Annotated in this window: 15 protein-coding genes; 8 read left to right on the forward strand and 7 right to left on the reverse strand. The window is 73.6% G+C overall.

The window, feature by feature from the left end; translation table 11 throughout:
- Window positions 1-299 precede the first annotated feature (299 nt).
- The 3 genes from ACFXGI_RS15645 to ACFXGI_RS15655 all read left to right on the forward strand — a co-directional run bounded on the left by ACFXGI_RS15645 (window position 300) and on the right by ACFXGI_RS15655 (window position 2,652).
- On the forward strand, window positions 300-1,376 hold the full coding sequence (locus ACFXGI_RS15645; protein ID WP_384706246.1) for an SIS domain-containing protein: 1,077 nt from the start codon (window positions 300-302) through the stop codon (window positions 1,374-1,376).
- Window positions 1,377-1,472: 96 nt separating this feature from the next.
- The gene (locus tag ACFXGI_RS15650; protein WP_384706248.1) at window positions 1,473-1,925 is read left to right on the forward strand and encodes an SRPBCC family protein; all 453 of its coding nucleotides are present in this window, start codon (window positions 1,473-1,475) and stop codon (window positions 1,923-1,925) included.
- 52 nt (window positions 1,926-1,977) lie between these two features.
- Window positions 1,978-2,652, forward strand: coding sequence for a (2Fe-2S)-binding protein (locus ACFXGI_RS15655; RefSeq protein WP_384706250.1), 675 nt, complete (start codon window positions 1,978-1,980; stop codon window positions 2,650-2,652).
- Between the two features lie 149 nt (window positions 2,653-2,801).
- On the opposite strand, the gene ACFXGI_RS15660 is transcribed toward ACFXGI_RS15655, so the two are convergent.
- Complete coding sequence (locus ACFXGI_RS15660) at window positions 2,802-4,577, reverse strand: S8 family serine peptidase (protein WP_384706252.1); 1,776 nt, start codon at window positions 4,575-4,577, stop codon at window positions 2,802-2,804.
- A 289-nt stretch (window positions 4,578-4,866) separates the two neighbouring features.
- Entirely contained in the window at window positions 4,867-6,225 is a 1,359-nt protein-coding gene (locus ACFXGI_RS15665) for a cation:dicarboxylate symporter family transporter (RefSeq protein ID WP_384706254.1), read from the reverse strand.
- 108 nt (window positions 6,226-6,333) lie between these two features.
- On the opposite strand from ACFXGI_RS15665, the gene ACFXGI_RS15670 reads away from it, so the two are divergent.
- Window positions 6,334-7,935: an ATP-binding protein gene (locus ACFXGI_RS15670; protein WP_384706256.1), complete on the forward strand. Its 1,602-nt coding sequence runs from the start codon at window positions 6,334-6,336 to the stop codon at window positions 7,933-7,935.
- Window positions 7,932-8,663 (forward strand): response regulator, encoded by a 732-nt coding sequence (locus tag ACFXGI_RS15675; protein WP_384706258.1) that lies wholly within the window; start codon window positions 7,932-7,934, stop codon window positions 8,661-8,663. The genes ACFXGI_RS15670 and ACFXGI_RS15675 overlap by 4 nt, the downstream gene beginning before the upstream one ends.
- Here the strand turns inward: ACFXGI_RS15675 and ACFXGI_RS15680 are convergent.
- On the reverse strand, window positions 8,612-9,466 hold the full coding sequence (locus ACFXGI_RS15680; RefSeq protein WP_384706260.1) for a tyrosinase family protein: 855 nt from the start codon (window positions 9,464-9,466) through the stop codon (window positions 8,612-8,614). The two genes, ACFXGI_RS15675 and ACFXGI_RS15680, sit on opposite strands and share 52 nt — an antisense overlap.
- Complete coding sequence (locus tag ACFXGI_RS15685; protein ID WP_384706262.1) at window positions 9,463-9,867, reverse strand: tyrosinase family oxidase copper chaperone; 405 nt, start codon at window positions 9,865-9,867, stop codon at window positions 9,463-9,465. The genes ACFXGI_RS15680 and ACFXGI_RS15685 overlap by 4 nt, the downstream gene beginning before the upstream one ends.
- A gap of 275 nt (window positions 9,868-10,142) precedes the next feature.
- On the opposite strand from ACFXGI_RS15685, the gene ACFXGI_RS15690 reads away from it, so the two are divergent.
- Window positions 10,143-11,534, forward strand: a complete 1,392-nt coding sequence (locus ACFXGI_RS15690; RefSeq protein ID WP_384706264.1) for a glutamate decarboxylase — start codon at window positions 10,143-10,145, stop codon at window positions 11,532-11,534.
- A 220-nt stretch (window positions 11,535-11,754) separates the two neighbouring features.
- Here ACFXGI_RS15690 and ACFXGI_RS15695 read toward each other — a convergent pair whose 3' ends face one another.
- From ACFXGI_RS15695 to ACFXGI_RS15705, 3 genes are all read right to left on the reverse strand, one after another.
- Window positions 11,755-14,214 carry a Helicase associated domain protein gene (locus tag ACFXGI_RS15695; RefSeq protein ID WP_384706266.1) on the reverse strand — a complete coding sequence of 820 codons (2,460 nt, stop codon included), beginning with the start codon at window positions 14,212-14,214 and terminating at the stop codon, window positions 11,755-11,757.
- A 116-nt stretch (window positions 14,215-14,330) separates the two neighbouring features.
- Complete coding sequence (locus ACFXGI_RS15700) at window positions 14,331-16,091, reverse strand: sigma-70 family RNA polymerase sigma factor (RefSeq protein ID WP_384706268.1); 1,761 nt, start codon at window positions 16,089-16,091, stop codon at window positions 14,331-14,333.
- 140 nt (window positions 16,092-16,231) lie between these two features.
- A complete protein-coding gene (locus ACFXGI_RS15705; protein ID WP_384706270.1) occupies window positions 16,232-17,029 on the reverse strand; it encodes an IclR family transcriptional regulator in 798 nt (265 codons plus the stop codon).
- A gap of 129 nt (window positions 17,030-17,158) precedes the next feature.
- Between ACFXGI_RS15705 and ACFXGI_RS15710 the strand changes: the two genes are divergently transcribed.
- The gene (locus ACFXGI_RS15710) at window positions 17,159-17,797 is read left to right on the forward strand and encodes a bifunctional 4-hydroxy-2-oxoglutarate aldolase/2-dehydro-3-deoxy-phosphogluconate aldolase (RefSeq protein WP_384706272.1); all 639 of its coding nucleotides are present in this window, start codon (window positions 17,159-17,161) and stop codon (window positions 17,795-17,797) included.
- Between the two features lie 2 nt (window positions 17,798-17,799).
- Window positions 17,800-18,822, forward strand: coding sequence for a PfkB family carbohydrate kinase (locus ACFXGI_RS15715; RefSeq protein WP_384706274.1), 1,023 nt, complete (start codon window positions 17,800-17,802; stop codon window positions 18,820-18,822).
- Window positions 18,823-18,868: the final 46 nt, after the last annotated feature.

Here is an 18,868-nt window from a genome sequence, read left to right on the forward strand (position 1 = left end):
TGACGATCCGGCGCGATCGACCGCTTCGTCAACCACGGCATCGCCACCGAACCCTGCCCTCTGATCCCGGTCGGCCCGCCTTCGTCGCGCTCCGCCACCTGCTCTTCCGCCGGGTGGTCGCGGGATCCGGCCCGGCGACCCCGGGCCGCGAACGCGCGGAGGACGGGGCTCCGGCGCCCGGCCCCGCCTCCCGCCCCCTACCGTCCCTCCAACGCACCGTTCCCGTAGGGACCTTCGCGGACCTCCACAGGTCCGCGCAGACCGTCACCGACGTTCCAGGAAAGGCGAGAGACCCCACCATGCCCGGATCCCGCATCACTTTCATCGAGGGCCAGGCCGGCCAGGGCGCCGCCCTCGCCCGGATCGCCGACCGTGTCCGCGCCCGGCTCGCCTCACCGCGGTACGCCGCGCTGCGCGGCGCCCGGCGCCCCCTGCTCACCGGCATGGGCGCCTCGTACGCGGCCCTGGCCGTCCCCGTACAGCAGCTGCGCGCGGCCGGGGTCGTCACCCAGCGCGTGCTGTCCAGCGAGATCGGGACCGGCACCGCAGGCTTCGACACCGACTGCCTGATCGCCGTCTCCCAGGGCGGCCGCAGCTGCGAGACCATCGCCGCCTTACGGTGCGCCGCACCGGGCATCACGAGGACCGCGCTGCTGGGCGTCGTACCGTCGCCGCTCGGCGAGCTGGCCGACCTGACCCTGGACCTCGGCAACGAGCCCGACTCGTGCGCCTCGACCATCGGCTACACGGGGACGGTCGTCGCCCTCGACCTGGTCGCGGGAGCCATCGCGGGTCGTGGGCAGGACCCGTGGGGCGACATCGCCGAGCAGACCGCCGCCGTCCACCGGCAGGCCGTCGAGGTGGTCGCGGGCCTGCGCGGGCGCGCCGCCCGCTGCGTCGCCTCCGACGCGGTGGCGGCCGGCGCCTCGCGGGCCTCGGCGGAGGAGGGCGCGCTGCTGCTGCGCGAGGTGGTCCGGATGACCGCGGCCGCGTCCGCGACCCGCAACTACCTGCACGGGGGGATGGAGTCGGCGGGCAACACCCTGCACCTGGTCTTCGGCGACGGCCGCGAGATCGAACTGGCCCGCTCGCTGGCCGCGGCCGGGCACCTCACGCTGCTGCTGACCACGGCCCCCGCCGAACCGTCGGAGAGCCTTTCGGTGATCCGCCTGCCCGGAGTACCGGACGCCGTCCGCGCGGTGCTGGAGGCGGTGGTGCTGCAGGAGCTGGCGGCCCAGCTCGGCGCCGAGCGCGGCGTCCCGATCGAGTCGTTCGTCTTCGCCCACGACGACACCAAGCAGGGCGGCCTGGACGGGGCCGGCTTCCCGGTGGCCGCCCACGCCCGCGCGGACGCCGCAAGGGCCCCGAGCCCCTGATTTCGCCATGGTCGGAACTCAGGGGTGCTGTGGGGAATGCCCGGTCTGCGACGCTGGTTGCCCCGTCACGAGATCGAACCCCAGGGGAGCCCCGGCATGACCGAGACCGTCACCCGCATCGAGTACACCCTGCCCGTGAACGACCCCGTGGCCGAGGACCAGGTCCAGCTGAGCCGTGACGACCTGTGGACGGGGCTGGTGGCCAAGGCCGCCGACCCGCGCCCCTACGTGCCGGCGATCACCGAGTGCACGGTCCTGTCGGAGACCCCGCAGGGCCTGGTCCGTGAGATAGCCCGCGCCGGGGACCGCTTCCGCGAGGTCGTGGTCTTCGACATCGGGCACCGCGTGAGCTTCCGCCGCTCGGACGAGAAGGAAGTCTGGACCATCGACAACGTCATCGACGAGGACCCGAGCGGCGCCCTCACCCTGACGTTCAGCGGAGAGTTCGGGCGCGAGTTCGCCGCCTCCCGGCTCGCCGCGATGCGCACGTCCATGGCCGAGACGGCCGCCCGCACCCTCTCCGTGATCCGCGAGTCCGCCGCGGCCTGAGACCGCCGGGGACCGCCTGGGACCGGCCGGGAACACCTGAGATCATCCGCACATGGACTTGGTACTGCGCCGACTCGCCGCCGTCGGGCCGTTCTTCACCGTCCCGTACGGGACGGAACCGCCCGGGGACGGCTTCCGGCCGCTGAGCGAGCTGTACGGGCCCCGGCTGGAGCCGTACGTCGCCGAGGTCGGGCGGCGGATCGGCAGCGGGCCGGGGCGCGTCGCCGCCTCGACGGCACAGTTCGGGATCGCCTCGCGGCTGTGGTCGATCGGGCTCGGCTGCGCCGCGCTGGGCGGGCGGGTGCCGGACCTGGGGGCCGACCGGGTGTGGTGGCGGCTGCCCGGGGCGGGATCGCTGGAGCTGTGGCTGCCCGAGCCCGGCCGGGGGGACCTGTCGGCCGAGGCGCTCGGGAAGACCGTGCTCGGCAACCTCGCGGCCCTGGACGCGCGGCTGCGGGAGCGGTACGCGGTCTCGCCCAAGGTGCTGCGCGGCAACGCCGCGTCGGGGCTGGTCGGAGCGGTGCGGGTACTGATCGACCGGGTCCCGGGCGGCCCGGCGGTGTCCCTGGCCGCGCAGCTGCTGGCCGAGGACGGACCGCTCGGCGGAGCCGGCACCTTCATCCACGAGGAGGGGCTCGGGGTGGCTTTCGTACGCCGCAGCTGCTGCCTCTACTACAAGGTCCCCGGCGGCGGCCTCTGCGGGGACTGCGTACTGCGCACCAGATAGCCCGGCAGGGCCGTTCGGAGCGGCCCGGGGTGTGACGAAGGCCATCGGGGCGCAGTTGGACTGCTCCCCGATGGCCCCGCAAGCACTGCGATGTCGTCCTCGACCGGCTCGCCGACGTCCTGCGGCGTCGGCCCGTCAGTCCGACGGCACTAGAACGTGAGGTTCCAGGCGTCGATCTTGCCGGTGTCCGAGTTGGCGTTGTCGTTCACGCGCAGCTTCCAGAGGCCGTTGGCCACCTCGGAGGAGGCGTTGACCGTGAAGGTCTGGACGATGTTGTCCGTGCTGCCGCCGGCCCGGTTGCTCAGGGTGTAGACGGTGCCGTCCGGGGCCACCAGGTCGACCTTGAGGTCACCGATGTAGGTGTGCTTGATGTCCACGCCCACCTTGAGGGTGGCCGGCGCGTTGCCGGTCACTCCGCTGACGGTGATCGGGCTCTCCACGGTCGCGTTGTCGCTGATCGCGAAGTCGCCGAGGTTCTCGAAGTACTTCCCGGGCGGCGGGGTGGAGCCGACCGCCTTCAGCGCGTCGACCTGGCCCTCGCCGAAGAACGAGTTGTTGGCCGCGGTACCGGTGCACCGGCTGTCCGACGGGCAGGCGATGTCGTTGGCCTGGGTGGCCAGCTTGTCGCGCAGCTGCGCCGGGGTGATGCCCGGGTTGGTGCTGGCGAGCAGCGCCGCGACACCCACCACGTGCGGGGTGGCCATCGACGTACCGCTCTTGGTGCCGTACTTGCCGCCCGGCACGGTGGAGTAGACGTCGCTGCCCGGGGCCGCGACGTCGATGACGCCCGAGCCGAAGTTCGAGAACGAGGCCTTCGAGGTGCCGGTGCCGTTCGCCGCGACCGTGACCACGCCCGGGAGCTCGGTCGGGATGTCGAGGCAGGCGTTGGTGATGGTGCGGGTGACCGGCGTCGAGTCGTTCGGGCTCGCGGAGTCGGTCGTCTTGTGGGCGAGGTCGTAGTTCTCGTTGCCCGCCGCGGCGATCTGCAGGGAGCCCTTGCCCTCCGCGTACTCCTGGGCGCGCTTGACGCCCTCGATGATGGCGGCCTGGTCGATGTTGTCCGGGCAGTTGAACTGCCACGGGTCCGTGTAGTAGCTGTTGTTGGTGACCTTGAAGCCGTGGTCGCCGGCCCACACGAAGCCGCAGATGGTGTTCTCGGCGAAGAAGAACGAGTTGCCCGGCTCGGCGACGCGGACCGCGGAGATCTTCACTCCCGGGGCCACGCCGACGACGCCCTTGCCGTTCTTGGCGGCCGCGATGGTGCCCGCGACGTGCGTGCCGTGGCTGTCCACGTCCCGCCAGGCGCCCGTACGGGTGTCCGGCTTGCCGTACGCGCAGGAGACGGAGTCGGCCGCGTTGAAGTTCGGCGCCAGGTCCTGGTGCTGGTCGTCCACACCGGTGTCCAGGATGCCGACCTTGACGGAGGAGGAGCCGGTGGTGACGGCCCAGGCCTGGTCCGCCTTGATCTGGCTCATGTCGGCGCGCACGGGCTCGCCGGCCGGGGTCGTCGACTGCGCCGGGTTGGCGGGCAGCGCCGGGTTGTAGGCGTCGGCCGGGACGTCCGAGGTACGCGTGGCGCCGACCTGCTGGACCCCGCTGACCCCGCGCATCGTCGCGGCGAAACCGGCGGAGGCGGAGTGGGCGACGATCACGCCGATGGAGTCGAAGTTGGAGAAGACGGTGCCGCCGTTGGCGGCGATGGCGCTGCGGACCGCCGTGCTGTCACCGGGGGCGGTGATCACGAGGTAGGCGCGGGTGCCGGCAACCCAGGTCGCACTCTGGGAGGTCGGCGCCGCGGCGGCCTTGCCCGCGGCCTTGGCGGGCGCGGAGGTGGTGCTCTGGCCGGAAGGGGATACCGGGGTGGTGCCGGCGAGCGCGGCGGGGGCCCCGAAGGCGAGTGCGGCGCCGAGCGTGGCGGCCAGCACGAGAGTACGTCGAGGTCGGCTGGATATGTGGGGTATCAATGCGTCCTCCGAAGACGGCCTGGAGGTGCTCATGACACCTACCGGGCCGTACGAAACGAGTGGTGGACGCAAGATGTCAGACGCGTGCCCCGGTATGGAAGTACCTTTTACCGCACGACACTTCGCGACCCCGTGGCCGAAAACAGACCATGGGGCCGCGTGGGGGCGGTGTGAAGGGGGTGTGAGGGCCGACCGGCCCGGGCACCGTGGGGGCGAGCCCGGCCCGGCCGGCCCGTGACGGGCGTTCCGGTCAGACCGGTACGCCGTCCTTGGCGCCGACCGGCGAGGGGGCGGGCACGGTGGGGAGCTCCGCGCCGTGGCCGTCGTCGATCAGCGTGGTCTCGTCGAACTCCAGGCGTCCCGCGAGGACTTCGGTGGCCCGCTCGCGGTCGAACTCCTTGGTCCAGGTGCCGATGAGCACCGTCGCCACCGCGTTGCCCGCGAAGTTCGTCAGCGCCCGGGCCTCGCTCATGAACCGGTCGATGCCCACGATCAGCCCGACCCCGTCCACGAGCTCCGGCCGGTGCGACTGGAGTCCGCCGGCCAGCGTCGCGAGCCCGGCGCCGGTCACGCCCGCCGCGCCCTTCGAGGCCACGATCATGAACAGCAGCAGTGAGATCTGCTCGCCGATGGCCAGCGGCTTGCCCGTGGCCTCCGCGATGAACAGGGAGGACATCGTCAGATAGATCGCGGTCCCGTCCAGGTTGAACGAGTAGCCCGTCGGCACCGTGATGCCGACCACCGGCTTCGAGACGCCCAGGTGCTCCATCTTGGCGATCAGCCGGGGCAGCGCCGACTCCGAGGAGGAGGTCGACAGGATCAGCAGGAACTCGCGGCCCAGGTAGCGCAGCAGCGAGAACACGTTGAGCCCGGTGCACACCCGCAGCAGGGTGCCGAGCACCACGAACACGAACAGCAGGCAGGTCGTGTAGAAGCCGATCATGATGACGGCCAGTGACTTCAGTGCGTCCATCCCGGTCGCGCCGACCACCGCCGCGATCGCGCCGAACGCGCCCACCGGCGCCGCCCACATGATCATCGCCAGCACCCGGAAGACCAGCTTCTGCACGTGCCCGATCCCGCGCAGCACCGGCTCGCCCGCCGCACCCATCGCCTGGAGCGCGAACCCGCACAGCAGCGCCACGAGCAGCGTCTGGAGCACCTGCCCGCCGGTGAAGGCGGAGACCAGGGTGGTCGGGATGATCCCGAGCAGGAACTCGGGCGTGCTCTGCGCCCCGCCCGCCTTGGCCTGCGCCTCGCCGGCGTGCTTGACGGCCTCGGTCAGGTGCAGTCCGCTGCCCGGCTCCAGCAGGTTCCCGACCAGGAGCCCGATGGCCAGCGCCACCGTCGACATGATCATGAAGTAGCCGAGGGCGAGGCCGCCCACGGCGCCGACCTTCGCGGCCTTGCGCACCGACCCGATGCCCAGCACGATCGTGCAGAAGATCACGGGCGAGATCATCATCTTGATGAGGTTCACGAAGCCGGTGCCCAGCGGCTTCAGCTCCACGGCCGTGCCGGGTGCGGCGAAGCCGACGGCGATGCCGAGGAGCACCGCGGCGATCACCGCGATGTACAGGTAGTGGGTCTTGTCGCGTCTGCCGGCCACGGCTCGCCTCCTGGTGGTGAATACGTCCCGGGAGGACCATCGCCCGAGGCAGTGACCCCGGTCACCCTTGCGTTCATTGAGTTCACGGCCCGGTGCACACTGAGCGCCATGTTCCGTTTTCCCCGACCCCCACGCAGCCTCGCCGGCCAGCTGTTCGCCATGCAGGTGCTGCTGGTCGCCGTGGTCGTGGCCGGCTGCGCCGTCTTCGCGTACGCCACCGCCCGCGGACAGGCCGAGGAGGCCGCCCGGCGCCAGGCCGGGGCCGTGGCCCGGGCCGTCGCCGACTCCCCGTCCGTACGCGAGGCCGTACGCGGGGCCGTCGGCGCCGACCCCTCGGCCGCGCTCCAGCCGTACGCCGAGCGGGTCCGCGTGGACTCCGGGGTGGACTTCGTGACGATCATGGCCCCGGACGGGCGGCGCTGGACGCACCCCGACCCCCGCCGCATCGGCGAGCCGTTCATGGGGAACACCGGCCCCGCCCTGCGCGGCGAGACCTTCAGCGAGACCTACACCGGCACCCTCGGGCCCTCCATCCGCGTGGTCACCCCGCTCATGGACGACGGCCGGGTCGCCGGCATGGTCAGCGCCGGCATCACCGTCCGCGCCATCAGCGCCCGCCTCGCGGAGCAGCTCAGCGCCCTCGCCTGGGTCGCGGCCGGCGCGCTCGCGCTCGGCGGAGCCGGCACGTACGTGGTCAACGCGCGACTGCGCCGGCACACCCACGGCATGAACGCGGCCGAACTCAGCCGGATGTACGACTACCACCAGGCGGCCCTGCACGGCGTCCGCGAGGGGCTGCTCATGCTCGACGGCCAGCGCCGCATCACCCTCATCAACGACGCCGGACGCGAACTGCTCGGCCTGCGGGGGGAGGTCCGGGGCAGAGGCGCCGCCGACCTCGGGCTGCCCGCCCCGCTCACGGGAGCCCTGCTCGCCGACCGGCCCCGCGTGGACGAGGTGCACCTGACCGCGGACCGGGTGCTCGTCCTCAACAGCTCACCCGTCGCGGGCGGCGGCCGCCGCGGCACCGTGGTCACCCTCCGCGACCACACCGAACTCCAGTCGCTCACCGGCGAGCTGGATCAGGAGCGAGGTTTCACCGAGGCGCTGCGCTCCCAGGCCCACGAGGCCGCCAACCGGCTGCACACCGTGGTCTCCCTCATCGAACTCGGCCGGGCGAACGAGGCGGTGGAATTCGCCACCGCCGAACTGCAGCTGGCCCAGGCCCTCACCGACGAGGTGGTCACCGGTGTCGGAGAACCCGTCCTGGTGGCGCTCCTGCTCGGCAAGGCCGCCCAGGCGCACGAGCGCGGAGTCGAACTCTTCGTCACCCCCGACAGCCGGGCCGTCGACGCAGGCACCGGAAACCTCCCGGCCCGCGACCTCGTCACGGTGCTCGGCAACCTCCTCGACAACGCCGTCGACGCCCTCACCGGCTTCCCCGGGGCCCGGATCGCCGTCACCGTCCGGCCCGAGCAGAGCGCACTGCTGCTCCGCGTCGCAGACAATGGCCCCGGGCTGCCCGTGGGCGCCGATGCCGACGTGTTCCTGCGCGGTTGGTCGGGCAAGGGAGAGGGGCGCGGCCTCGGCCTCTCCCTGGTCCGGCAGGTGGCCCACCGGCACGGCGGCAGCGCGGTGGCCGCCGAAGGTCCGGGCGGGGGAGCCGAGTTCACCGTACGACTGCCCATGCGAAGGGAGCCGACGCCATGAGCGAAGCACAGGAGGCGGGTGCGGTGTCCCCGGTGCGGGTGCTGGTGGTCGAGGACGACCCCGTCGCCGCCGACGCGCACGCCCTGTACGTCGGCCGGGTGCCCGGCTTCACCGCCGTCGGCGCCGTCCACTCGCTCGCCGAGGCCACCCGCGTCCTGGAGCGGACCCGGATCGACCTGCTGCTGCTCGACCTCACCCTCCCCGACGGGCACGGGCTGCGCTTCGCCCGCCGGCTGCGGGCCTCCGGGCATCCCGTGGACGTGATCGTGGTGACCTCGGCGCGGGACCTGGCCGTGGTGCGCGAGAGCGTGTCAGTCGGGGTGGTCCAGTACGTACTGAAGCCGTTCGCCTTCCCGACGCTGCGCGAACGGCTGCTGCGCTACGCCGAGTTCCGGGCCACCGCGGGGGAGGCCGCCGGACAGGGCGATGTGGACCGGGCGCTCGCCGCCCTGCGCGCCCCCGGCCCCGCCGAGCTCCCGAAAGGGCTCAGCGCGCCGACCCTGGACCGGGTCGGCGCGCTGCTGCGGGCGGCGCCCGAGGGGCTGACCGCCGCCGGGGCGGCCGAGGTTGCGGGGATCTCCCGGATCACGGCCCGGCGCTACCTGGAGCACCTGGTGGACACCGGGCGGGCGGACCGCACCCCCCGCTACGGGCAGGTCGGCCGCCCCGAACTGCACTACCGCTGGCTGGCCGCGGCGGCGGGGACCGGTTCCGTGTCGAAGGTGTAGAACTTCCGGTGGTCCAGCAGGTCCGCCGGGGTCACGTCGTTCCAGGGGCGCATGGTGTCGCGCAGGTCGACGACGTTCACGGTGCCGGCGGCCGGCAGGTAGGTGGACTGCGGGTGGCGGGCCTGCCACTCGGCCCACAGCTTGTCGATGTAGGCGTGGTGCATCCAGAACACCGGGTCGTTGGGGGAGACGCCGGTGGCCATCTGGCCGCCGACCCAGACGTGCACCCGGTTGTGCAGGTTGGCGCCGCGCCAGCCCTCCAGGTGGTTGCGGAAGCCGTTCGAGGAGCTGTTCCAGGGGGCCATGTCGTACACCGGCATGGCGAGGACGGCTTCCACCTCGGCCTTGGTCGGCAGTTCGGCCACGCCCTCGCCCAGCGCCCGGCGCAGGTAGGCGCGCCCGTCCACCCGTACGTTCACGTTGAACTTCCCGGCGGCGTACGCGAACGGCCCGTCCATGACCTGCCCGTCGCGGGCCCGGCCGGTGCCGCCGAGGAAGTCGGCGGCCCAGAGGGAGGAGCGTGAGGTGCGGTCCGCGCTCCAGTCCCAGTAGGGGAGCGAAACCTTCGGATCCACTTTCTGCAGTGCGGCCTCGAACTCCAGCAGGAAGCGGCGGTGCCAGGGCAGGAAGGACGGGGAGCGGTGGCCCACCCGGTCGCCCGAGTCGGTGTCGCTCATGATGAACCCGTTGTGGGTGGTCACGAAGCGGTCGTACGCACCGGTGCGCTTGAGTTCGAGCAGCGCGTTGGTGAAGGCGCGCTTCTCCTCGGTGGTGAGGGCGGCCTGGTTCTTGCGTACGGTCATGCCGTGCCTCCCATGGGCGCGAAGGGGGCGAGGACGGCGCCCTGGAGCTCGCGCACCGCGGCGCGGGCGAGCGAGGTCGGATCGGCGAAGGTCTCGTAGTGGTTGACCACGCTGATCCAGGTGCCGTCGGCGTTGCGCATGACGTGCAGTTCGCGGCCGTCTATCCGGACGGTGGGCAGGTCGTCGTGGCCGCCCCCGTGGTGGCCGCCGTGGTGGCCGCCCCCGGTCGTGCCCGGGGTGATCTGGATGCGGCGGCCCTGGTAGACCTCGTCGACCGTGCCTGCGGGTATGGAGGCGCGGGAGTCGGCTGCGGCTGCGTGCGCGGTGGCGCCGGCTATGCCGAGGGCGGAGAGTGCGCCGGCTGTGGTGCCCAAGGCCTGCCGGCGGGTGATCTTGTTCATGGGCCGAAGAACTATCAGGGCGGCACCGACCGTTGACCTGTATCCGGACATCGGAGGATAAGTTGCCCGTAGAACCAGTTTGGTCGATCTTCCCGTCCGAACCGGCTCCGGCGGCCCGGACGGGAAGATCTTCGAGCAAAAGTCTACTCGACGGTAATTTATCCGGCCGCGCCCGGCTTCTATGTGGAGCGTCACACCGTGGAGTCGGCCGGAAGCTCTCGGTTGTAGTGCCCGGCTAGCGCTGTCTGTAATGAGCTGTCACTTATAGTCCGAATATGGCTCTTCATGAGACGAAAGACGTACGCGACGCCGACGCCGACTCGGACGTGTTCACGTCCGCCCTGAGCGGCCAGATCCTCCCCAAGTACCGCATGCCCGACGACCACTCGCCCACCGAGGTGGTCTACGAGCTGCTCAGCAACGAGCTCCTCCTCGACGGCAACGCGGCCCAGAACCTGGCCACCTTCTGCACCACCTGGTCCGACGACGGCGTGCACCGCCTGATGAACCAGTGCCTCGACAAGAACATGATCGACAAGGACGAGTACCCGCAGACGGCGGAGATCGAGGCCCGCTGCGTCAACATCCTGGCCGACCTGTGGAACGCGCCGGCCGGCGGTGCGGCCACCGGCTGCTCCACCACCGGATCCAGCGAGGCCGCCATGCTCGGCGGCCTCGCCCTCAAGTTCCGCTGGCGTGCCCGCCGCCAGGCCCAGGGACTCCCCGCCGACCGGCCCAACCTCGTGTGCGGGCCGGTCCAGATCTGCTGGGAGAAGTTCGCCCGCTACTTCGACGTCGAACTGCGCCAGATCCCGATCGAGGCCGGCGCCACGGGCCTGCGGCCCCATCAGCTCGCCGAGTACGTCGACGAGAACACCATCGGCGTCGTCGCCATCCTCGGCGTCACCTACACCTGCGACTACGAGCCCGTGGCCGAGATCGCCGCCGAACTCGACCGGATCCAGGCCGAGCACGGCTGGGACGTCCCGATCCACGTGGACGGGGCCAGCGGCGGCTTCGTCGCCCCCTTCCTCCACCCCGACGTGGTGTGGGACTTCCGGCTCCCGCGCGTCGCCTCCGTCAACACCTCCGGGCACAAGTACGGGCTCGCGCCCCTCGGCGTCGGCTGGATCGTGTGGCGCACCGCCGAACTCCTGCCCAAGGAGCTCGTCTTCGACGTGGACTACCTCGGCGGCGACATGCCGACCTTCGCCCTCAACTTCTCCCGCCCCGGCGGCGAGGTCATCGCCCAGTACTACCTGTTCCTCAGGCTCGGCCGCGCCGGCTACCGGCGCGTCCACGAGGCCTGCGTCGCCACCGCCCAGTACCTGGCCGGAGAGGTGGCCGCCATGGGCCCGTTCACCCTGCTCTACGACGGCCTCGGCGGCCTCCCCGCCGTCTCCTACCGCCTCACCGACCAGGCTGCGGCCGGGTTCAGCCTCTACGACCTCTCCGACCGGCTGAGGATGCGCGGCTGGCAGGTGCCGTCGTACCCGCTGCCGGCCGCCCGCGACGACACCGTCATCCAGCGGGTGCTGATCCGGCACGGGGTGACCCGCGACCAGATCGCCCTGCTCGTCACGGACCTGCGCAACGCGGTCGAACACCTCACGGCGACGCCCCCGCCGACCCCGGCGACCGAACCCCGCTCGGGGTTCCACCACTAGGGAGTGCCGTCGAAGTGGCGTCGGCCGCCCGTGTGGGCGGGGTCGGCGGGGTCTGGTGCGTGCGATCGCGAGGCGGAGGAGGGAATCGACGCGGTGGGGGCACCTCCCGGCGGTGGCTGGGCGATGGCGGTGACCGACGACGACGCGGCGGGCGTGCGTGCCGGGCCCCGCCGGCCGGACGGGACTTCGACGACACGACCCAGGAGGTGTCCGGCGGCGGTCAGGCGGACGCCGGCCAGCGCATGCCGAGGGCGTCGAGGGCGGCGATGCGCTCCGGGGCGAGGGCCGAGGCCCGTGAGCGCTGGTTGGCGATCCAGGCGCCCAGGCGCACCTCCTGGCCGCCGACCTGCTCCACGTGGCCGCGCGGGACCCGCAGGTGCTGCTCGCGGGTGTGGAACTGGCGGGCAGCGGCCAGGTGCTGCGCCCACTTCTCGGTCTGGGTGCGCCGCGGCCGCGGGCGCTCGGCCGGGCTGGCCCCGGTCACCCCGAGCGCGTGCTCCAGCAGCCAGCGCTGCGCCCAGGCCAGCTGCTCCCAGGCCAGCCGCTGGCCGCGCACCCACCGGCCCAGGTCCTCGCCCTGGACGACCACCTCGCCGGGGGCGAGCGGCAGCCGACCGCCCGCGTCGAGGTGGACGCGGGTCAGGTGGAAGGCGCGCTGCCAGGAGACCTCCCAGGCCGGACACCAGGACGCGTCGATGGCCTCCAGGGCCTCCCGGCGCTCCTGCGGCAGGGCGCCGGGGCCCAGGCGGCGGGCGGCGGCCCGCTGGTTCTTGACCCACACCCCGACCGGCGCGCCGCGCCAGGTGGCTTCCGCGGGCGGCAGCAGGTGGCCGTGTTCCGCCGCCCAGCCGCGGGCCGCCGCGAGCCCCTCCTCGTACGCCACGTCGAAGTGGCTCCACACCATGCCGAGTTCGTCGAGCTGCGCGACCCGCTCCCGTCCGAGGGCGCCCCGGCGGCGGGTGCGCCGCGCGTCGGCGATCCACTGGCCGAGCGGGAACCGGCCCAGCCCGGGAGGCCAGGCCTCGCCGGCGGGTTCCGTACCGGCCCGGGCCCCCGCTCCCGGCTCGGCCGGGACCCTGAACGCGAACGGCACCCGCAGGTCCCCGGCCCGAGCCGTGTAGATCCGGGCCGCCTCCACCCCGCGCCGCCACTGCTCGCGCTCGGGATGCAGCACCCGCAGCCGGATGAACGCCGCCAGCAGCGCCGGATCCCTCGGGGTGGAGAAGCTCAGCAGGGCCTGCGCCCCGGTCCGCGTCCCGGCTCCGGCCACGGCCTCGCTCCCGGACTCCGCCCGCGGCCGGCTCGGCGCCTGCGGCTGGGCCAGCGATTCGACCAGCCGGGTGTCGTGCGCCCGCAGCGCCTCCAGCAGCCGCGCGAGGTCCCCGTACGCGCGCGAGGTCAGCATCGACTCGGCCGTCTCGCCCGGCCCCAGCAGTACGGGCACCACCAGCGAGGCGACCTTGCCCTCGCCGGGACGGATGCGCAGCGCCCGCCCGACGGCCTGGACCAGGTCCGGCATGGAGCCCCGTACATCGGCCCAGAAGACGGAGTCGCACTCCTTGGTGTCCACGCCCTCGCCCAGTACCCGGACGCTGCCGAGGAAGGCCTTGTCGGCGCCCCCGTCCGCGGCGAACTCCGCCAGCACCCGCCGCCGGTGCGCCGCCGTGTGCTGCCCGCACAGCCAGTCCGCCCAGACCGTACGCGGGTACACCGGCTCAGATTCTCCACCCGCGGCCCGCAGCCGCCGTGCCACCGCCGGCAGCCCGGCCGCGAACGCCTCGGCCTCCCGGGTCAGGTGGTGGAAGACGAGGGTCCGCCGGAACCCCTGGTCGGCGGCAGCCTTCACCAGTGCCGCCTGCAGGGCCGCCAGCCGCGACCCGCGCACGGCGTCGGAGCGCGCACCCGTGCCCAGCAGCACGGCCGCCTGGAACCCCGGATCGCTGACGTCCACGCACACCACCCGGTACGGGGCGCAAATGCCGCGGTCGACGGCCTCCGCCAGGGTCAGCGTGTGGCAGCGGGCGCCGAAGGGGCCGTCCGGGTCGTCCTCCATGGACGCGACGAGTTCGCCCCGCCCGGGGCCGCTCTCCTCTTCCCCCTCCGCGCCGTCCTGCCAGACCCGGGGCGTGGCCGTCATGTACAGCCGCCGGAGGGAGGGGATCCGGGTGTTGTCGTGCACCACGGCCCACGGCTTCCCGATCCGCCCGGAGGTGCGGTGCGCCTCGTCGACCACGATCAGGTCCCAGCCCGGCAGCCCGGCGAGGTGGGCCTGCTCGATCGTGCCCAGGCCCAGCGAGGCGTACGTGGCGTACACCGTCACCCGGTCCGCCGGCGGGCCCGCCCAGTGGGCGAGCTCGGCCGGATCGGTCGTGGCCGGCATGCCCGCGTCGGCGGGGCGCAGGCTGCACACCGCGAGGGCGCGCCCGGTCCGGCCGCCCTCGCGCCAGGCCGCCGCCGTCTGCACGAGCAGGTCCAGCGAGGGTACGAGGACCAGCACGCGGGCGGCCCGCAGCTCCTCGGCGGAGCGCACGGCGACCAGGGACTTGCCGGAGCCGGTGGCCATGATCACCTGGGTCCGCAGCCCGGCGGCGGCCACCCGGCCGCCGGCGGGCAGTTCGAGCGCCCGGAGCACGGCGTCGACGGCCTCGCGCTGGTGGGGACGGAGCTCTTTCCTCGCCATGTGCCCTGCTCCGTCCGTCCGCTGCCATCCGCCCTGATCAGCCTTTTCGGCTCCAGACTCCATCCTGCACGAGTTTTGAAGCACGCGGGGCCCACGGCGCGGGCGGAGCGTCCGGATCACATCTTGGCGCCGAAGTTCTGCGTCCACCACGGGCCGCCCGGGCCCGTGTGGATGCCGACGCCGATGTCCTTGAAGGAGCAGTTGAGGATGTTGGCGCGGTGGCCCGGGCTCTTCATCCACGAGTCCATAACCGAAGCCGCGGTCTGCTGGCCCCGCGCGATGTTCTCCCCGTACGTCGACCAGCGGTACCCGGCGGCCGTCGTCCGCTTGCCCGGGTCGGCTCCGTCGGGATTGGTGTGATCGAAGAAGTCCCGGGCCGCCATGTCGTCGGAGTGGCCCTGGGCGGCGGACTGCAGCTTCGGGTCCTCCTTCAGCGGGCCGCAGCCGGCGGCCGCGCGCTCGGAGTTGACCAGTGCGATGACCTGTCCGGCCACGCCCGCCGGGGCGGGTCCCGGAGCGGGCGCCGACGGGCGCGGAGCCGGCGCCTTGGACTTGGTCGGCGTGGGGCTCGGCGTCGGGCTCTCGGCGGACGGGCTCGGCGAGGCGGAGGCCGAGGGGGACGGGGAGGCCGAAGCGGAGGGCGAGGCCGGGTCCGAGGGGGACGCGGAGGCGTCGGGGGCGGACAGTGCGGACAGCGGGGCGGCGGGTGCGGCACCGGTGTCCTTGTCGTCGGAGCCGGGGAACCCGCCGAGGTAGGCGAGCCCGCCGCCCGCGACGCACGCGGCGAGCACGGCGCCGCCGACCGCGCGCCGGCGGCTCTGCCGGCGCTTGCGCAGGACGCTGCGGCCGCCGCCGGGGGTGGCGTCCGGTATGCCGCCCTGGCCGGAGACCGTGGGGGTGAGCTGCGTCGCGGCGTCGGAGGCGTCCGTGCCGTCGAAGCCGGTGCTGTCGAACCCGGTGCTGTCGAAGCCCGTGCCGGCGTCGGGGGAGTACGCCTGGCCGCCTGCCCCTGCGCCCGCGCCGCCGTCGTACGCGTACGCCGCGTCGGCCGGGGCGAAGTCCGCGCCCGCCGGGACGTAGCCGGCGGCCGCGGCCGACCGTATGCCCGCCAGCAGCGCCACCGAGACCGGGACCAGGGCCAGGCCCGCCAGCAGCCCCTCCGCCGGGAGCAGTCCGCTCCACAGCCCCGCGCACCGTACGCACTCACGCGCGTGCCGGGCTATTCGCTTGCGCCACAGCGTCGACGGCATCCCGTCCCAGGTGCCCGTCATCCCGCGCAGACCCTCGCACGGCGGCTGCGCGCCCAGCGCCCGCTCGACCACCCGGGCCGACTCCAGCTGCGCCTTCATCCGCTGCACCCGTACCGCCGTGTGCTGCGGGGACAGTTCGAGGGCGGCGGCCACCTCGGCGCGGGTCAGCTCGCCGGCGCACTCCAGCCACCACAGCGACAGCAGCGCCCGGTCATCGGTCTCCAGCCAGCGGGTGGCGCGGGCGGTCTCCCGCTGCTGGCCTTCGAGCTGGAGCCGCAGGACGGTCAGGTCCACGAAGTCGGCGCCCGGATCGGCCAGTTCCCAGGCGGCTTCGAGCCCGCTCTCGCCGGGAGCGCTGTGCCGCGCCTGCCAGTGCGCCCGCACCCGGTTCATCGCGATGGCGACCAGCCAGGACCGGAAGCTCTCGTCCGACCGCAGGGTGCCCAGCCCGTCGAGTGCCCGCAGCATGGTGTCCTGCACCACGTCGTCCACGTCGACGGAGCCGTTCAGCGCGCGCCCGACGATGTTGTAGACGAGGGGCAGGTAGGTGCCGACCAGCTCGTCCTGCGCGCGGAGATCGCCCGCGCGGGCGGCTGCCACCAGCGCTGCCGTGTGCTGTGTAGTCATGTGAGGTTCCCTGTCCGTACCGGCGGTCGATGATGCCCGATACCTGGGAGACCGTCGAGCGCGGCCCGGATAACGGTTATCCGGAAGAAGAACCCGAAGATTTTTTCCGGAGGCTGCCGAGGGCAGGCCGGGCCACTGTTTCACAGCAGCGGAGCGAGCGCCTCCGTGGCCTTGAGCAGGGCCGGCGCGTACGCCTCGATCTCCTCGCGGGAGACGAGGAAGGTCACCGTGGTGACGCTGACCCCGCCGATCGGGCGGCCCTCCGGGCCCAGGACCGCGGCGCCGATGCACCGGATCGTCGGCTCGTTCTCCTCGTCGTCCACGGCGAAGCCCCGGGACCGGACCGCCTCCAGCTCCGCCAGCAGGGCCTCCGTGCCGGTCAGCGTCCTCGGCGTGCGGCGCGGCAGTCCGGCGCTCGCAATCAGTGCCCGCACCTCCGCCTCGGGCAGGTGCGCCAGGATGCTCTTGCCGATCGCGGTGCTGTGGAGCGGCATGCGCATCCCGACGCGGGAGGCCGTCCGGAACGGCTGGTCGCTCTCCAGCTTCCGGATGTAGGTGAGCGTCTCCCCGCTGTGCAGGGCCAGGTGGACCGTCTGGCCGACCGCCGCGCGGAGCTCGCGGAGGATCCGCCCGATGCTGTGCGGCTCGCCGCCGCCGACCAGGGCGGACAGCGCGCGCAGCCGGGGCCCGGCCCCGTAGCGCGATCCGCTTTCCGGGCGGACGAATCCCTGCTCGGTCAGCGAGGCGAGGATCCGGAACGCGCTCGATTTCGGCACGGCCGCGGCCGCCACCACATCGGTGAGCCGGTGCGGTCCGCCCGGCGCGGCCACCGCCTCCAGGATCCGCATCGACTTCTCCAGCGCCGTGCCGGCGGCCGAGGTGCGGCCGCCGCGCGCGGGGTTTGCGGCCGAGTCCTTCGTGGGCACGTTGTCGGGCATGCGCTCTCCCAGGGCAGGGCGGGTGGAGGTAGGGTCTGCGGAAAGTGGTTCCGTTACACGGTACTGCGTTCCATTACGTGGAACAAGCGGTGTGTGGCGCAGCGGAACAGATGGAGAGGGAGGGGTCCTTTGTCCTGCCACCCGTACGACGCGATGTCGGCCCAGCGGCTGCTGCCGGTCCTGCGCGACGCCGGCGCCGACGAAGCGGTCCGCCGGACCACCGGCCTGCTGGCCGCCGGCTGCCGCGTGGTCGAGCTGACCACCTCCACCCCCGGCTGGGCCGAGGCCGTCGCCCGGACCGCCCCGCTCGCCGACGCGTCCGGCCGGGCCACCCTGATCGGCGTCGGCACCGTCACCACCGCCGACCAGGCCGGGGCCGCCCTCGACGCGGGCGCGGCCTTCCTGCTCTCCCCGTACCCGGCCCGCGAGGTCCGGGCGCTCGCCGACCGGCGCGGGGCCGTCTTCGTGGAGGGCGGGTTCACCCCGGGCGAGATAGCCTCCGCCGTCCGGTCCGCGGGCGCCGCGAAGGTGTTCCCGGCGCACGTCGGCGGTCCGCAGTTCATCCGCTCCCTCAAAGCGGTCCTGCCCGAGGGGCTGTTCATACCGACCGGCGGCATCCGGCCCGCCGAGATCCGGGAGTGGCTCGCCGCGGGGGCGGCCGCCGTCGGCATCGGCAGCGGCCTGCCCGACGATCCGGGCGAACTGGCCGCCGTGTTCGCCGCGCTGGCCCGGCCCTGCTGCACCGGCTGCGCCGCGGTGGGGCGCTGAGGATGGCCCGCGAGCTCCGTGGCGTCCACGCGACCGGCCACGACCCCCGCTACGACGTCCTCGTCCTCGGAGAGGTCCTCGTCGAGATCCACGCCGACACCGCCCTCGGGGAAGCCGCCGACGGCACCCCGGCCCGCATCTCCTACTCCGGCGACGCCCTCAACGCGGCGGCCGCGGCCGCCGCCGCAGGGGCCCGCACCGCCCTGCTCGCCGTGGTCGGCGACGACGAGCTCAGCATCCCGCTGCTGCGCCGCGCGGCCGCGCTCGGCGTGGACGTCGCCCACGTACGCCGTGCCCCCCGCCCCAACGGCGCCTATCTGCTCGCCGCCGACACCGAGGGGGACCGGGCCTTCGTCTACTGGCGCACCCACAGCGCCGGTTCCACCCTCTCCACCCGGCACGTCGAGTCCTGGCAGGACCTGCTGACCGGCACGAAGGCCCTCATCACCAGCGGGATCACCGGCGCGCTGTCCCGAAGCAGCCGAGAGGCGGTGGTGGCCGCCGCCGAAACCGTGCACGGGGCCGGCGGGCACGTCTCGTACGATCCCAACTTCCGGCCCCGCCTGACCGGTCGGGCCGGGGCCCGCGAGCTGCTGGCCCGGATCGCGCCGCTGACCGGCCTGCTCAAGACCTCCTGCCCCGCCGACTCCGAGGCCCTGGTCGGCACGGCCGATCCGCGCGCCGCCGCCGCCCGCTACCGGGCCCTGGGCGCGCGTACGGTCGTCGTCACCGCGGGCGCCGACCGGCTGCTGCTCGACGACGGCGCGCGGGCGGAGTACCACCCCGTACCGGTCAACCCCCGTCCGGTGGACGCGACCGGCGCCGGGGACTGCTTCACCGGCACCGCCACCGCCCGGCTCGCCCTCGGCGACGGCCTGGCCGACGCCGTCGCGTACGGCATGGCGGCGGCCTCCCTCTCGGTCTCCGGCCGCGGAGGCACGGGCCGTGTCCCCGCGTTCCCCGAAACGGCGGCCCTGGCCGCCGCCCACCGCGGAGGCGGCGCCGGACGGGCGCTAGACGGCTGAGAGCAGCGCGATCTCCTCCGGGGTCAGCCGCAGCGCCCCGGTGGCG

Source organism: Streptomyces sp. NPDC059355, from assembly GCF_042752335.1.
Lineage (GTDB): Bacteria > Actinomycetota > Actinomycetes > Streptomycetales > Streptomycetaceae > Streptomyces.

Coding starts and splice junctions, on each gene's coding strand:
- ACFXGI_RS15650 (WP_384706248.1), top strand. CDS start 1,473: ATGACCGAGACCGTCACCCGCATCGAGTACACCCTGCCCGTGAACGAC.
- ACFXGI_RS15705 (WP_384706270.1), bottom strand. CDS start 17,029: ATGCCCGACAACGTGCCCACGAAGGACTCGGCCGCAAACCCCGCGCGC.
- ACFXGI_RS15645 (WP_384706246.1), top strand. CDS start 300: ATGCCCGGATCCCGCATCACTTTCATCGAGGGCCAGGCCGGCCAGGGC.
- ACFXGI_RS15675 (WP_384706258.1), top strand. CDS start 7,932: ATGAGCGAAGCACAGGAGGCGGGTGCGGTGTCCCCGGTGCGGGTGCTG.
- ACFXGI_RS15680 (WP_384706260.1), bottom strand. CDS start 9,466: ATGACCGTACGCAAGAACCAGGCCGCCCTCACCACCGAGGAGAAGCGC.
- ACFXGI_RS15670 (WP_384706256.1), top strand. CDS start 6,334: ATGTTCCGTTTTCCCCGACCCCCACGCAGCCTCGCCGGCCAGCTGTTC.
- ACFXGI_RS15700 (WP_384706268.1), bottom strand. CDS start 16,091: ATGACTACACAGCACACGGCAGCGCTGGTGGCAGCCGCCCGCGCGGGC.
- ACFXGI_RS15685 (WP_384706262.1), bottom strand. CDS start 9,867: ATGAACAAGATCACCCGCCGGCAGGCCTTGGGCACCACAGCCGGCGCA.
- ACFXGI_RS15695 (WP_384706266.1), bottom strand. CDS start 14,214: ATGGCGAGGAAAGAGCTCCGTCCCCACCAGCGCGAGGCCGTCGACGCC.
- ACFXGI_RS15715 (WP_384706274.1), top strand. CDS start 17,800: ATGGCCCGCGAGCTCCGTGGCGTCCACGCGACCGGCCACGACCCCCGC.
- ACFXGI_RS15655 (WP_384706250.1), top strand. CDS start 1,978: ATGGACTTGGTACTGCGCCGACTCGCCGCCGTCGGGCCGTTCTTCACC.
- ACFXGI_RS15690 (WP_384706264.1), top strand. CDS start 10,143: ATGGCTCTTCATGAGACGAAAGACGTACGCGACGCCGACGCCGACTCG.